Annotated in this window: 14 protein-coding genes; 7 read left to right on the plus strand and 7 right to left on the minus strand. The window is 70.8% G+C overall.

Translation table 11 applies throughout. The features are described 5' to 3' along the window. Positions 1–6 precede the first annotated feature (6 nt). The 3 genes from ABZ386_RS26570 to hemL form a co-directional block, all read right to left on the minus strand. Positions 7–1,302 (minus strand): hypothetical protein, encoded by a 1,296-nt coding sequence (locus tag ABZ386_RS26570; protein WP_358966144.1) that lies wholly within the window; start codon positions 1,300–1,302, stop codon positions 7–9. A 117-nt stretch (positions 1,303–1,419) separates the two neighbouring features. Further along, on the minus strand, positions 1,420–2,142 hold the full coding sequence (locus ABZ386_RS26575) for a histidine phosphatase family protein (RefSeq protein ID WP_358966146.1): 723 nt from the start codon (positions 2,140–2,142) through the stop codon (positions 1,420–1,422). Further along, entirely contained in the window at positions 2,139–3,455 is a 1,317-nt protein-coding gene (gene hemL / locus ABZ386_RS26580; protein WP_351337923.1) for a glutamate-1-semialdehyde 2,1-aminomutase, read from the minus strand. The genes ABZ386_RS26575 and hemL overlap by 4 nt, the downstream gene beginning before the upstream one ends. 337 nt (positions 3,456–3,792) lie before the next feature. Between hemL and ABZ386_RS26585 the strand changes: the two genes are divergently transcribed. Continuing rightward, positions 3,793–4,431, plus strand: coding sequence for a hypothetical protein (locus ABZ386_RS26585; protein ID WP_198678250.1), 639 nt, complete (start codon positions 3,793–3,795; stop codon positions 4,429–4,431). Positions 4,432–4,534: 103 nt separating this feature from the next. Here the strand turns inward: ABZ386_RS26585 and ABZ386_RS26590 are convergent, their stop codons facing one another. Then, entirely contained in the window at positions 4,535–5,263 is a 729-nt protein-coding gene (locus tag ABZ386_RS26590) for a MerR family transcriptional regulator (protein WP_358966149.1), read from the minus strand. An 81-nt stretch (positions 5,264–5,344) separates the two neighbouring features. On the opposite strand from ABZ386_RS26590, the gene uvrA reads away from it, so the two are divergent. Together uvrA and ABZ386_RS26600 are read left to right on the plus strand one after the other, a co-directional pair. Then, the gene (gene uvrA / locus ABZ386_RS26595) at positions 5,345–7,792 is read left to right on the plus strand and encodes an excinuclease ABC subunit UvrA (protein ID WP_351337918.1); all 2,448 of its coding nucleotides are present in this window, start codon (positions 5,345–5,347) and stop codon (positions 7,790–7,792) included. A gap of 111 nt (positions 7,793–7,903) precedes the next feature. Then, entirely contained in the window at positions 7,904–8,320 is a 417-nt protein-coding gene (locus ABZ386_RS26600) for a DUF6281 family protein (RefSeq protein WP_356668765.1), read from the plus strand. 14 nt (positions 8,321–8,334) lie between these two features. Here ABZ386_RS26600 and ABZ386_RS26605 read toward each other — a convergent pair whose 3' ends face one another. Continuing rightward, positions 8,335–8,943, minus strand: a complete 609-nt coding sequence (locus tag ABZ386_RS26605) for a hypothetical protein (protein ID WP_356502641.1) — start codon at positions 8,941–8,943, stop codon at positions 8,335–8,337. Between the two features lie 106 nt (positions 8,944–9,049). Between ABZ386_RS26605 and ABZ386_RS26610 the strand changes: the two genes are divergently transcribed. Then, complete coding sequence (locus ABZ386_RS26610) at positions 9,050–10,009, plus strand: helix-turn-helix transcriptional regulator (protein ID WP_356614561.1); 960 nt, start codon at positions 9,050–9,052, stop codon at positions 10,007–10,009. Next, positions 9,957–10,067, plus strand: a complete 111-nt coding sequence (locus ABZ386_RS26615; protein WP_232840777.1) for a DUF397 domain-containing protein — start codon at positions 9,957–9,959, stop codon at positions 10,065–10,067. The genes ABZ386_RS26610 and ABZ386_RS26615 overlap by 53 nt, the downstream gene beginning before the upstream one ends. Before the next feature lie 3 nt (positions 10,068–10,070). On the opposite strand, the gene ABZ386_RS26620 is transcribed toward ABZ386_RS26615, so the two are convergent. Further along, positions 10,071–10,364 carry a PLD nuclease N-terminal domain-containing protein gene (locus tag ABZ386_RS26620; protein WP_351337907.1) on the minus strand — a complete coding sequence of 98 codons (294 nt, stop codon included), beginning with the start codon at positions 10,362–10,364 and terminating at the stop codon, positions 10,071–10,073. Positions 10,365–10,432: 68 nt separating this feature from the next. On the opposite strand from ABZ386_RS26620, the gene ABZ386_RS26625 reads away from it, so the two are divergent. Beyond that, the gene (locus ABZ386_RS26625) at positions 10,433–11,884 is read left to right on the plus strand and encodes a menaquinone biosynthesis decarboxylase (protein ID WP_358966152.1); all 1,452 of its coding nucleotides are present in this window, start codon (positions 10,433–10,435) and stop codon (positions 11,882–11,884) included. Next, entirely contained in the window at positions 11,881–12,783 is a 903-nt protein-coding gene (mqnP, locus tag ABZ386_RS26630; protein ID WP_356614557.1) for a menaquinone biosynthesis prenyltransferase MqnP, read from the plus strand. The genes ABZ386_RS26625 and mqnP overlap by 4 nt, the downstream gene beginning before the upstream one ends. 190 nt (positions 12,784–12,973) lie before the next feature. Here the strand turns inward: mqnP and ABZ386_RS26635 are convergent, their stop codons facing one another. Next, positions 12,974–13,591 carry a rhomboid family intramembrane serine protease gene (locus ABZ386_RS26635; protein ID WP_355715830.1) on the minus strand — a complete coding sequence of 206 codons (618 nt, stop codon included), beginning with the start codon at positions 13,589–13,591 and terminating at the stop codon, positions 12,974–12,976. Positions 13,592–13,611 lie beyond the last annotated feature (20 nt).

A 13,611-nucleotide genomic window follows, 5' to 3' on the forward strand; every position in this document is an offset into this window, starting at 1 on the left:
CGCATTTCAGGCGGCGTTTGCGGAGGGCGTCCCGGAGCCGGTGGGGGTGGCCTTCAGGAACTCCCGCCAGCCGCCCGCCGGCTGCTGCCCGACGTCCAGGCTGCGCAGCTTCGCGAGCACCTCGGGCCGCTGCGCGTCCATCCAGTCGACGTACTGCCGGAAGGAGACGAGACGCACATCCGCGCCCTTCTCCTTCTCCCGGGCGATGTGCTTGAAGGCCTCCTCGACGGCGTCCATGTAGATGCCGCCGTTCCACTGCTCGAAGTGGTTGCCGATGAAGAATGGTGCCCGGTTTGTCTCGTATGCCCGCTTGAATCCCTGGATGTACGCCTGTGCCGACTGCTCGCGCCAGCCCGGGTAGTTGTGCGCGGGCGCCTTGGTGGAGTTCAGCGACTGGTTCGCCAGCATGTTGTAGTCCATGGAGAGGACCTCGAAGCCCCGGCCGGGGAAAGGTATCTGCTGCAACGGCAGGTCCCATATCCCCTGCCGCTTCACCGGCCACACCTGGCGGCCGCCCGGGGAGGAGGCGTCGTAGCGCCAGCCGAGCTCGCGGGCGGTGGGCAGCAGGTTGTCCTGGCCGAGCAGGCAGGGCGTCCGGCCGCCGACCAGCTCCTTGTCGTAGTCGAACGGCAGCGGCGGCAGGTCCTTCCAGCCGGTGTTGGTGCGCCACTCCTTCACGAAGGACTTCGCCTGGTCGATCTCGCTGCGCCACTGCCGCGGCGTCCAGTTCTTGACGGAGCCGTAGGCCTCGCCGCAGAAGTGGCCGTTGAAGTGGGTGCCGATCTCGTGGCCCTCCAGCCAGGCCCGGCGGACGTTCGTCAGCGTGTCCTTGATGTGCGCGTCGGTGAGGTAGCCGATGTCGGAGGCGCCGCGCGGGTTGTTCGGCGGGTCGTAGAGGCGCTTCTTCGACTCGGGCAGCAGGTACAGCCCGGACAGGAAGAACGTCATGCTCGCGCCGTGCTCCTTGGCGAGGTCCAGGAAGCGCGGGAAGAGGCCGTTGCCGACCTCGCCGGCGCCGTCCCAGGAGAACACGACGAACTGCGGCGGGGTCTGACCCGGCTCCAGCGGCTCGGGCTTCGCGGGCTGGTGGGGCTGCTTGCCGGTGTAGGCGGTGGAGCCGTCGCCGATGGGCCGGGCGGCGGGCTTGGGCTTCGATCCGCCCTGGGCCTTGTCGCTGCCGGAACCGTCCGGGTGGCCGGACTCGTCCGAGCCCGTGAGGCCGCCTCCGCAGCCGGTGAGCGAGACGGCGGCGGCGGCTCCCGCGCCGATTCCGAGCATTCCCCTGCGGGTGAGAGCGCGCATGGCATCCCCGATTCATCACATCGTGCTGGTCACCCAGTCAGAGGACGTGATGAACGGGGAGGTTCCGTCGAAATTTGCAGATTCCGTAACGGAGGCGTCAGAAGGGAACAGAAGGGCTTACGCGCCGAACGCCTTGGCCTTCCCCTTCACCGGCTTGGCGCCGGCCAGGAGATGCGGCGGGACGAGATCGCGGGCCGGCTCGGTGTAGCCGACGGAGACGATCCGGTCGCCCCGGTAGGTGAAGGTCGTCAGCGAGGCGAGCGTGCACTGCCGCTTGCGCGGGTCGTGCCACAGCCGCCGCCGCTCGACGTACGACCGCACGATCCAGATGGGCAGCTGGTGGCTGACCACGACCGCCTCGTGCCCGCGAGCCTTGTCCTTCGCCGCGCCCAGCGCGCTCATCATCCGCACGACCTGGTCGACGTACGGCTCGCCCCAGGACGGCCGGAACGGGTTGACCAGGTGCCGCCAGTTGCCGGGCCTGCGCAGCGCCCCGTCCCCGACGCCGAACGTCTTGCCCTGGAAGATGTTCCCGGCCTCGATCAGCCGCTCGTCCGTCGCGAGGTCCAGCCCGTGCGCCTTGGCGATCGGCTCGGCCGTCTCCTGCGCCCGCTCCAGCGGCGAGGCGACGACGTACGTCACGTCCCGCGTGGCCAGGTGCTCGGCGACCCGGTCGGCCATGCGGCGGCCGAGCTCGGAGAGGTGGTAGCCGGGCAGCCGGCCGTAGAGGATGCCGTCCGGGTTGGCGACCTCGCCGTGCCGCATGAGGTGGACGACGGTGATGTCCTGGTCGCTCTTGCTGCTGCTCTTGTCGCTCTTGGGGCTCATCGCGTCGCTCATGCCGTCGCCTCCGCCGCCGCACGGGCCGCCGTCGGGAGGGCGTCGGCGATCTTCTGCACGGCCCGCTCGTCGTGCGCGGTGGACACGAACCAGGACTCGAAGGAGGACGGCGGCAGGTAGACGCCGTTCGCGAGCATCGCGTGGAAGAACGCGGTGAAGCGGAAGGACTCCTGCGCCTTGGCGTCCTCGTAGTTCCGCACCGGCCGGTCGGTGAAGAACACGGAGAACATGTTGGAGGCGGTCTGCAGCCGGTGTGCGACGCCCTCCTTGGTCAGCGCGTCGGTGACGAGACCCTGGATCTCCTTCGACACGGCGTCGACCTTGGCGTAGGCGGCGTCGTCGAGCAGCCGCAGTTGCGCGAGCCCGGCGGCGGTGGCGACGGGGTTCCCGGAGAGGGTGCCGGCCTGGTAGACGGGCCCGGCCGGGGCGAGGTGCGCCATGACGTCCGCACGTCCGCCGAACGCCGCAGCGGGGAAGCCGCCACCCATGACCTTGCCGAAGGTCATGAGGTCGGGCACGACACCGTCGACCCCGAACCACCCGGCGCGGCTGGTCCGGAAGCCGGTCATGACCTCGTCGGAGATGTACAGGGCGCCGTTCTCGGAGCAGAGGTCCTTCAGGCCCTGGTTGAACCCTTCGCCGGGCGGGACGACGCCCATGTTGCCCGGGGAGGCCTCGGTGATCACGCAGGCGATCTCGCCGGGGTGGGCCCGGAAGGCCTCGCGCACGGCGTCGAGGTCGTTGTAGGGCAGGACGATGGTGTCGCCGGCCTGGGCGCCGGTGACGCCCGGGGTGTCGGGCAGCGCGAAGGTGGCGACGCCGCTGCCGGCCGCGGCGAGCAGTGAGTCGACGTGGCCGTGGTAGCAACCCGCGAACTTGATCACCTTCGTCCGCTGGGTGAACCCGCGCGCGAGCCGGATGGCCGACATCGTCGCCTCGGTCCCGCTGGACACCAGTCGCACCTGCTCCAGCGGCGCGACCCGGGCGATCATCTCCTCGGCGAGCGCGACCTCGCCCTCACCGGGCGTGCCGAAGGACGTACCGCGCGCGACGGCGTCCTGCACGGCCGCGATCACCTCGGGGTGCGCGTGCCCGAGGATCATCGGGCCCCAGGAGCACACCAGGTCGACGTACTCCCGCCCGTCGGCGTCCGTCAGGTACGGGCCGGTCCCGGACACCATGAACCGCGGGGTGCCGCCGACGGCCCGGAAGGCCCGGACCGGCGAGTTCACGCCGCCCGGCGTGACGGCGGCCGCGCGGTCGAACAGAGCCTGCGAGGCCGGTGCTTCATACGGATATGACAGTTCGCTCATGACCTGCGACTTCTCCGACCTTCTCCGACGTTGTCGGGCTCCGGGTGCCAGTGACCTGTTCAGGGTAGGCCAGGGGGGTAGGCGCAAGGGGGGTGGGAGGAAGGGGGCTGGGAGGAAGGGCGGTCGGACAACCGGTCCCCGGGCCGCCGTCGTCTGCGAGACTGGGACCTGATACACACAGCTCGAACGGCCCGGCGTGGTCAGAGGCTGCGAAGATCCTGCGGACAGATGTTTCAGCGCACGTTTCGGCGGGCGGCCGTGGGGGAGGTCACTGACACGATGATCGGGTTGCGCGGCGGGGGCGACGCGTCCTAGAAAAAAGCAGTCGGGTGGAGATATGCATCGCGGTGGCGGACTGGGCGAGGGGACTGATGACCTGGGTCCTCGACGTGCCCGGCGGGGAAGGCACCGGCGCGAAGCGGAGGACACGCAGGAAACACGTCAGGCTCAGGGTGTGCCCGGTGAACCGGAGCGGCTCGACGGACGTACTGAACGCCGAGTGGACGATCTTCGGGCGGGGAGCAGGAATGGTGGTCGGGTGGGGGTGACGTACAAGTACTTCGGCGCGCCCGACGGCGCGACCGCGGCCCGCGTCCCGATCTCGATGCGCCCCGAGGAACTCGGCGGCGACGAGCTCGGCATGAACGGCATGTTCACGAAGATCAAGCCGGAGACCATGGCGGCGATGGTCCTCACGGGCATCGAGGGCGTCCCCCTGCACAAGGTCCCGCCCCTGGAACTGGTCGTCCTGCACCCCGACTACGCGGTCGTGAAACTCCCCATGACGGTCGTCGACCCCCTGCGCGGCATCGGCGAGGAGGCGGTCGGCGCGGCGGCGTTCATCTGGTCGACGGTCCCGGACCGGGGTGGTCCTCGGGACGCGTTCAATGTGTATCAACTGCTGCATGAGTGGCAGGACTTCAGCCACCGACTGCACGAGGCGGGACACCAGCCGTACTGCCTGGTGTGGCCCTGACCTGGAGTTCGGGTTTCATGAGATGCGGGCGGGGCTTTCGGGCCTCGCCCTCGTCATGCACCGGGAGGGGCCATCAGGTGGCCAGGGCGCGTTGAGGACACGGCTACATCCCGTCCCCCTCGCACGCCTCCAGGTAGCCCCGCAGCGCCCCCGCCCCCTCGATCATCCCCCGCGTCCGCGCCGTCAGGGCCTCCCCCCGCGCCGCGATCGCCGCGCGGAGTGCCTCCGTGCTGCCCTCCCGGCGCAGGTCCTCCAGGACCGGTCTGATCTGGTCGAACAGGTAGTGGCTGCGGCGCAGGGTGTGGACCAGGCGGGCGTCGCGGACGTCGGTGGGGTCGTAGAGCCGGTAGCCCGTGCCGCGTTCGCGGGCCGGGGTGAGGAGGCCGGCGCTCTCCCATACCCGTAGTGCTGACGTCCGTACGCCCAGGAGTGCGGCCACCTCGCCGATGCGGAGGCCGCCGCCGGAGCGGGGGAGCGGGGCGGGGGGCTGCGCCGCCAGGAGTTCCAGGGCCTCGCTCGCCGCCCGGAGGGACACCCGCTCCTCGTGCAGCGCGGCGTGCGCGGCGTCGACCAGGGCGAGGGCGCCCGGGGTGTCCCCGCCGTGCAGGGTCCGCATGATCCGCGTCGCCGTCACCGGGCCGTACCCCCGCAGCATCGTCCGGTACGCCAGCAGCGCACGGCGGTGCACCTCCCCGAAGACGCGGTAGCCGGACGCCGTCCGCGCCGCCGGCGGGAGCACCCCGGCTTCCTCGTAGTTGCGGATCTGCTGCGTCGAGACACCGGCCAGGCGGGCCAGGTCGACTGGGCGCAGACGGCGGTCGTCGTTCGTCATCGATTTGAAGGTTATGGCAGGAGAGGCCGCATTGGCAGCTCTGAAGTCTCAATATCGGACTTCAATGGAAGACTTGAAGGAATGGACTCCTGCATTCACGTCACCGGTGCGCGCCTCCACAACCTGCGGAACGTCTCCCTCTCCCTCCCGAAGAACAAGCTGATCGTCCTGACCGGCCTGTCCGGCTCCGGCAAGTCCACCCTCGCCTTCGACACCCTCCACCGGGAGGGCCAGCGGCAGTACCTGGAGTCGCTGGGCATGGTCACCGGCCTGGTCAGCAAGCCCGCCGTCGACTCGATCTCCGGCCTGTCCCCGTCCATCAGCGTCGACCAGCACCACACCAACCGCAGCCCGCGCTCCACGGTCGGCACCGTCACCGAGGTGTTCACCTACCTGCGCCTGCTCTGGTCGCGCATCGGCGTACGGCCGTGCCCGGGCTGCGGGCAGGGCATCCCGCCCGCGTACGCCGACGACACCGAACCCGACGAGGACGCCGAGGCCGAGCAGCGGCCCTGCCCGCACTGCGGCACCCTCGTGCCCGAACTCGTCATGGGCTCCTTCTCCTTCAACAAGCCCGCCGGCGCCTGCCCGGCCTGCACCGGCCTCGGCGAGGTCATCCGGCCCGACCCCCAGCGCCTCCTGGACGGCTCCCGGTCCGTCGCCGAGGGGGCGGTACGCGGCTGGAACGCCAAGTACACCGAGTGGGCCCTGCCCGTGCTGCGCGCCGCCGCCGCGCACTACGGCCTCGCCTTCGACGCCGACCGGCCGGTCGACGACATGGACGCACCGCTACGGGACCTGCTGCTGCACGGTGTCGAAAGCCCCGAGTTCCGGCGGCACTTCCCCGACACCGCCCCACCGGCCACCGTCTCCGCGGGCCGCTTCGAAGGCGTCGCGACGGCCCTGCTGCGCCGCTACACCGAGCGCGCCGACGACCCCGACTACCGCGAACGGGCCGAGCAGCAGGGCCTGGTGAAGCAGCCCTGTACGGAGTGCGGAGGGACGCGGCTGCGGGCGGAGAGCCGGGCGGTGACCGTGCACGGCCTCTCCATCGTCGACGCGGCCGGACTTCCGCTGACCGACCTCGCCACCTGGCTGACCGGCCTGCGCCACCGGTCGGACGGCGACGAGTGGCTGCTCGTGGAGCCGGTCGTCGCCGACCTCAAGGAGCGGGTACGGCGCCTGGTGGACGTCGGCGTCGGCTACCTCACCCTGGGCCAGGCCACGCCCAGCCTCTCCGCCGGGGAGACGCAACGCCTGCGCCTGGCCGCCCTGCTCGGCTCCGGACTGACCGGCGTTCTCTACGTCCTCGACGAGCCCACCATCGGCCTGCACCCCTCGGACACCACCCGCCTCGTCGACGTCCTGCGCCGCCTGCGCGACCTCGGCAACACCGTGCTGGTCATCGAGCACGACCTGGAGGTGCTGCGCGCCGCGGACCACGTGGTCGACGTCGGCCCGGGCGCGGGCCGCGACGGCGGCCGGATCGTCGCCGCGGGCACGCCCGAGGAGGTCGCCCGGACCGAGGGCTCGGTGACCGGCGCGTACCTGTCGGGCCGGCTCTCCGTACCCCCGTCCCGCGCACGCGGCGACAGCGACACGGCCGTGGTGATCCGCGGGGCCCGCGCCCACAACCTCAAGGACCTGACCGTACGGATACCGCTGCGCCGCCTGGTCACGGTCACCGGCCCGTCCGGCTCCGGCAAGTCGACGCTGCTGCTGGACATCCTCGGCCGGGCCGCCCGCCGGCACTTCCACCGGGCCGGGGAACTGCCCGCCGAGCACGACGGCATCGACGGCTGGGAGCACCTGTCCAAGGCCGTCCTCATCGACCAGGAGCCCATCAGCCGCCTCCCACGCTCCAACGCGGCGACCTACTCGGACGTCTTCACCCCGATTCGCGAGGTCTTCGCGGCCCGCAGCCGGGGCGCCCTCACCGCCGGGCACTTCTCCTTCAACGTCCCGGGCGGACGCTGCGAACGCTGCGAGGGCGCGGGCGTGCTCACCGTCCGGATGCACTTCCTCCCGGCGGTGGAGGTGCGCTGCCCGGGGTGCAAGGGCCGCCGGTTCCGGCCGGAGGTGCTGTCGGTCCGGTACGAGGGACACGACATCGCCGAGGTGCTCGAAGCGACGGTGGACGAGGCGCTGGGCGTCTTCGCGGACGTGCCGCCGGTCGCCGCCCGGCTGCGCCGCATGGCCGATGTCGGCCTCGGCTACCTGCCTCTCGGCCAGCCCGCCACCACTCTCTCCGGCGGCGAGGCCCAGCGCCTGAAACTCGCCAAGGAACTCGGCCGGCGGACGACGGGCCGCGCCCTGTACCTCCTGGACGAGCCGACGACGGGCCTGCACTCCGCCGACACCGCCCGCCTCCTCGACGTCCTCCAGCGCCTCGTCGACGCCGGGCACTCGGTCGTCACCATCGAGCACAACGTCGATGTCATCCGGGCCTCCGACTGGCTGATCGACCTGGGACCGCAGGGCGGTGCGGGCGGGGGACAGCTGGTGGCGCAGGGAGCGCCCGGAAACTGAACCGACCGGGCCGCCCGCGCGTCTTCGGTGCGTATCACCCGGCCGGAGCCGAGGCTCCAGAAGGAGGCGTACCGATGAAGGCGGACCGATGGAACCGATGAAGGCGTACCGATGAAGGCGTCACCCCAGCGCGCGGGCCGCGGACCCGCCTGGGCCCTGCTGGCGACGGCCCTCGCCCCGCTGTCCGTGGCCTGCGCGCCGGCGTCCCCGGACGGCGACGGCGCGCGGCCCGAGGCGTCCTGCGCCTACGTCGTCGAGTACGACAGCCGCAGCTACCTCGGGAGAGAGGAGACGGACGTCCCCGTGGCGGAGTCGCTCGGCACCGCCACCCGCGCGGCCTGCGACGACACACCCGGCGACGGCGACGACGGGGAGGGCCCGGCCCCGATGACCGCGTTCGCCCTGCCGGGCGTGGACCCCGCGGTCGCCATCGCGGTGGCCGAGGACCCCGGCGAGTACCGTCTCGTCGTCGCCGACACCGTCGAGGAACTCCCGCCGGAGCTGCGGAAACTGACCGACCGCTCCTGACACCCGTCCGCGCCTCAGCCCTGCCGCTCCAGCACCGCGTAGTCGGCGAAACTGCGGCGGTAGCGCAGGTGCCGCGTCTCCTGCGTGTGCCTGCGCTGCCACTCCTCCACCTCGCCGGGCGACTGACACGGCCCCGAACTCGCCCCGCAGTCCGCGTCCTCACCGGAGACGCAGTACGCCTGGTACTCCGGCAGGGCCGACGCGTCCTGCACGATCGTGTACGGCACGTACCGGAACACCCTGCGGCCGGACGCCGGTTCCCCGCCGTGCTCCTTGCGCTGGTGCTGGCGCAGCAGGACGTTCGCGTCCGTCACGGCACTTCCGTCGAACGCCGCCCGTGCCTTGTCCCGCCGGACGGCCAGCTCCTCACACGCCGCGCACCCCGGCACGGGCACCGGGGGCCGGGTCGGATCGGCCGACAGCCCTTCCCTCGACCGCTCGTTGAGCGCGCGGACGCCCGCGCTGAGCCGTTCGTCCAGCGTCGCCACCCGGATCTCGGCCACGTCCGCCTGCCACTCGCGGCCGCCGCCGACCGGGCGCAGCATCACGTGCGGGCCGGACCTGTCCTGGTACTCGCCGACCCTGCGCGCCCGCTGGTCGTAGACGAGCGTTCCCGGTTCCATTTCGTGCACCTCCGTCACTCTCGGTGTACTGAGCGTTGCGCACGGGAATGGTCCGGTTCAATGCTTGGCGTGTGACACCGGTGCACTGTCACGGAGGGGGGGAGCGGTGAGCCGACGGAACGGCGGGGCGGAGTCGGGGGCGAGTACGGCGGCCGTGTTCGGGGAGGTGCTGCGGCACTTCCGCGAGGCGGCGCTGCTCACGCAGGAGGGTCTGGCGCGGCAGATCCCGTGCGACCGGTCGCATGTGGCGCGGGTGGAGGCGGGCACGCGGGTGCCGCAGGACTCGTTCGCCAAGACCTGCGACGAACTCCTGGGCACGGGTGGGGTGTTGTTCCGGTTGTGGGGCCGGATCGACTGGTATCCGCAGGTGGAGCATCCCGACTGGTTCCGGCGGCGGGCGGAGATGGATGAGGAGGCCGTGACCCTCCGGGAGTACCAGGAGCGCGTGATGCCGGGTTTGTTGCAGACCTCTGCGTACGCCCGGGCGCTGTCCTCGCGTTACGTGAGCGGTCTGGAGCTGGAGGAACGTGTGCGGGCTCGACTCAGTCGACAGCAGCGCTTCCTCGCCGACGGCGGACCGCTGTACGTCGTCGTTCTCGACGAGAGCTGCCTGCGCAACGTGGTGGGCGGTCCGGCTGTCATGCGAGAGCAGTGCGCGCACGTGCTGAACCTCGGGCGGCGTCCCAACATCCGGATCCAGGTCGCCCCCGCAGGGCCCGTCGAAATCGTCCGCCCCAGTGGTTCCATGTCGCTGATCACGCTGCCCGAAGGGCGCCACTGGCTGTATTCGGAGTCGCTCGACCGCGGCCATTTCACGAACGATCCGGCCCTCTACGAGCGCTATAACCAGTTCTATGATGTGCTCAGGGCGGACGCCCTGTCAGCTCCCCAGTCCGCCGCTCTGATCCACGAAACGATGGAGAGGTACGAGCATCATGGGCCGGAACGAGCTCGGCGCGATCACCTGGGTCAAGAGCAGCTACAGCGACGGCAACGGCGGCAACTGCATCGAAATAGCCCCCGGTTTCCCCGAAACCGTCCCCGTCCGCGACAGCAAGAACCCTGATGGGCCCGTCCTGCTCGTCACCCGGTCCGCCTGGTCCGCGTTCACGGCCGCTCTCTGAGCGCTACGGCTCGTCCCGCTTGGGATCCTCGTCCTTCTTCTCGTCGTCCAGGGACTTCAGGAACTCGGGGTTGTCGTCGGGCGCCACCCACTGCCCGGGACGGGGACGGCCCGCCGGCGTCCGCTTCTTGCCGGCGATCAGCCAGGAGATCGAGCCGACGAGCGGAAACAGCAGCACGAGGATCGCCCACAACGGCTTGGGCATGTGACGGATGTCGTCGTCCTTCGTGCTGATGCAGTCGATGAACGCGTACACGCTCAGCGCCAGCGGCACGAGGAACATCAGTACCCGGAGCATGCGCGGCCTCTCAGCGAAAGCGGTGGGCGGTTCCAGGCCAGGGTAGCCGCTCGGGGATACTGGACCCCATGGCTTACGACGATCTTCGCTCCCTGCTCAGGGCACTGGAGCGCGAGGGAGACCTCAAGCGCATCAAGGCCGAGGTCGACCCGTATCTGGAGGTCGGGGAGATCGTCGACCGGGTGCAGAAGGCCGGCGGCCCCGCGCTGCTCTTCGAGAACGTACGCGGGTCGACCATGCCCCTCGCGATGAACGTGTACGGCACGGACCGGCGGCTGCTGAAGGCCCTGGGCCTGAAGTCGTACGCGGAGATCTCGGAGCGGATCGGCGGGCTGCTGAAGCCCGAGCTGCCGCACGGGTTCGTCGGCGTGCGCGAGGCCTTCGGGAAGCTCGGCGCGATGACGCACGTACCGCCGAAGAAGGTGAAGGACGGCCCGGTGCAGGAGATCGTCCTCACCGGGGACGACGTCGACCTCGACCAGCTGCCCGCCCTGTTCACCTGGCCCAAGGACGGCGGGTCGTTCTTCAACCTGGGGCTCACCCACACCAAGGACCCCGAGACGGGCATCCGCAACCTCGGGCTGTACCGGCTCCAGCGGCACGACCGGCGCACCATCGGCATGCACTGGCAGATCCACAAGGACAGCCGGAACCACTACCAGGTGGCGGCCAGGCGCGGCGAGCGGCTGCCCGTCGCGATCGCCTTCGGCTGCCCGCCCGCCGTGACGTACGCCTCCACCGCGCCGCTGCCCGGGGACATCGACGAGTACCTGTTCGCCGGGTTCCTCGCGGGCAAGCGGATCGAGATGGTCGACTGCAAGACCGTGCCGCTCCAGGTGCCCGCGCAGGCGGAGGTCGTGATCGAGGGCTGGCTGGAGCCGGGCGAGATGCTGCCCGAGGGGCCCTTCGGCGACCACACCGGTTTCTACACGCCGCAGGAGCCGTTCCCGGCGCTGAAGATCGACTGCGTGACGATGCGGAAGCGGCCGCTGCTCCAGTCGATCGTGGTGGGGCGGCCTCCGACGGAGGACGGGCCGCTGGGCCGGGCGACGGAACGCTTCTTCCTGCCGCTGCTGAAGATCATCGTGCCGGACATCGTGGACTACCACCTGCCCGAGGCGGGCGGCTTCCACAACTGCGCGATCGTCTCGATCGACAAGAAGTACCCGAAGCACGCGCAGAAGGTCATGCACGCCATCTGGGGCGCGCACATGATGTCGCTGACCAAGCTGATCGTGGTCGTCGACTCCGACTGCGACGTGCACGACCTGCACGAGGTGGCGTGGCGGGCGCTGGGCAACACGGACTACGCCCGGGACCTGAGCATCGTCGAAGGCCCCGTCGACCACCTCGACCACGCTTCCTACCAGCAGTTCTGGGGCGGCAAGGCCGGGATCGACGCGACGAAGAAGTGGCCCGAGGAGGGCTACACGCGCGACGGCGGCTGGCCCGACATGGTGGAGTCCGATCCGGAGACGGCGGCGAAGGTGGACCGCCGCTGGAAGGAGTACGGCCTGTGACCTCCGCTTCCGCCGCGATCCCCCGGCCGGGACGCACCAAGGCGTTCCTGCGGCTGGTGATGATCGAGCACTCGGTCTTCGCGCTGCCCTTCGCGTACATCGCCGCGCTGACGGCGATGTACCAGTGGGACAAGAACATCCACTGGGGCCGGCTGCTGCTCGTCACCGTCTGCATGGTCGGGCTGCGGACGTTCGCGATGGCCGTCAACCGGATCATCGACCGGGAGATCGACGCGCGGAACCCGCGCACGGCGCACCGCGAGCTGGTGACCGGCGCGATGTCGGTGAAGCACGCGTGGACGGGCGCGCTGATCGCCCTGGCGGTCTTCCTGGGCGCGGCGGCCCTGCTCAACCCCCTGTGCCTGGCCCTGGCCCCCATCGCCGTGATCCCGATGGTGGTCTACCCCTACGGCAAGCGGTTCACGAACTTCCCGCAGGCCATCCTCGGTCTCGCCCAGGCGATGGGCCCGGTCGGCGGCTGGCTGGCGATCACCGGCTCCTGGTCCTGGGACGCGGTGATACTGGGTCTCGCCGTGGGCATCTGGATCGGCGGCTTCGACCTGATCTACGCCTGCCAGGACGTGGAGACCGACCGGGAGATCGGCGTCATGTCCGTCCCGGCCCGCTTCGGCATCCCGGCGGCCATCTGGAGCGCCCGGGTCTGCCACGCCCTCACGACGGCCCTGTTCGTCTGGTACGCCCTGGCCACCGACGCGGGCGCCTTCTTCTGGCTGGGCCTGCTCATCGTCGCCGCCGCGTTCGTGTACGAGCACACGATCGTCCGCCCGCACGACCTGTCGCGCCTCAACAGGGCGTTTTTCAGCACGAACGGCTTCATCGGCATCAGTCTTTTCATCTGCGCCCTGATCGATCTGCTGGTGCGCGGGCTCACGGTGTGACCTGATCGGGTGATCAGCGGCGGGCGCGTCCTGTGCGGCGCGCACGGCGAGCAGCCTCGCCATGCGTTCCCCGCCCACGCGGGGGTGGTCCGAGGGCGATTCCCATGAACCCGTTCACGGTCAAGTGGTCCCCGCCGACGCGGGGGTGGTTCGTGATCCCCGCCGGTGCGGGGTTCGGTGTCTTGCTGAGTCACCGTCGAGACCAGTCGGCTTCCCGTGGGCCCCGAGCCGGCCGGCGGCGCAGTACGAACGCCGCCGCGACGCCCGCCAGCAGTCCCAGCAGGTGGCCCTGCCAGCTCACGCCGCTCTGCGTCGGGGCCAGGCCCGCCAGGATCGAGCCGCCCCAGATCGCGGCTATGAGGACGCCGGCCAGGATGCCCCAGGGGCGGCGCTCGACGAAGCCGCTGACCAGGAGGAAGCCGAAGAGGCCGAAGATCAGGCCGGAGGCGCCCGCGGTGTTCGTGTGCGCCGGGGATATGAGCCAGACGCCCAGGCCGTCGACGAGGATGATCAGCGCGCAGACGAGGACGAAGCGGCGCAGACCCGCGAGGGCCGCCAGGAAGCCCAGGACCAGCAGCGGCAGGGTGTTCGCCGCCAGATGGGCGAAGCCGAAGTGGATGAAGGCCGACGGGACGACGTCGACCAGCTCGGACGGGTCGCGTGGCGTGACGCCGAAGCCGTCCAGCGCGTGACCCGTCGCCGCGTCCACCACTTCCAGCAGCCACAGCAGCGCGATCCAGGCCAGCATCAGCTTGCCCGCGGCCAGCGCACGGTCGCTCCGGGACCACCCGGTTCCCACGTTCGACATGGCGACCCCCAGTGCTCGCT

Origin of the sequence: Streptomyces sp. NPDC006140 (genome assembly GCF_040628815.1) — a bacterium.
Lineage (GTDB): Bacteria > Actinomycetota > Actinomycetes > Streptomycetales > Streptomycetaceae > Streptomyces.

Coding starts and splice junctions, on each gene's coding strand:
- ABZ386_RS26590 (WP_358966149.1), bottom strand. CDS start 5,263: ATGACGAACGACGACCGCCGTCTGCGCCCAGTCGACCTGGCCCGCCTG.
- ABZ386_RS26585 (WP_198678250.1), top strand. CDS start 3,793: ATGCATCGCGGTGGCGGACTGGGCGAGGGGACTGATGACCTGGGTCCT.
- ABZ386_RS26605 (WP_356502641.1), bottom strand. CDS start 8,943: ATGGAACCGGGAACGCTCGTCTACGACCAGCGGGCGCGCAGGGTCGGC.
- ABZ386_RS26635 (WP_355715830.1), bottom strand. CDS start 13,591: ATGTCGAACGTGGGAACCGGGTGGTCCCGGAGCGACCGTGCGCTGGCC.
- ABZ386_RS26625 (WP_358966152.1), top strand. CDS start 10,433: ATGGCTTACGACGATCTTCGCTCCCTGCTCAGGGCACTGGAGCGCGAG.
- uvrA (WP_351337918.1), top strand. CDS start 5,345: ATGGACTCCTGCATTCACGTCACCGGTGCGCGCCTCCACAACCTGCGG.
- hemL (WP_351337923.1), bottom strand. CDS start 3,455: ATGAGCGAACTGTCATATCCGTATGAAGCACCGGCCTCGCAGGCTCTG.
- ABZ386_RS26575 (WP_358966146.1), bottom strand. CDS start 2,142: ATGAGCGACGCGATGAGCCCCAAGAGCGACAAGAGCAGCAGCAAGAGC.
- ABZ386_RS26600 (WP_356668765.1), top strand. CDS start 7,904: ATGAAGGCGTCACCCCAGCGCGCGGGCCGCGGACCCGCCTGGGCCCTG.
- ABZ386_RS26620 (WP_351337907.1), bottom strand. CDS start 10,364: ATGCTCCGGGTACTGATGTTCCTCGTGCCGCTGGCGCTGAGCGTGTAC.
- ABZ386_RS26570 (WP_358966144.1), bottom strand. CDS start 1,302: ATGCGCGCTCTCACCCGCAGGGGAATGCTCGGAATCGGCGCGGGAGCC.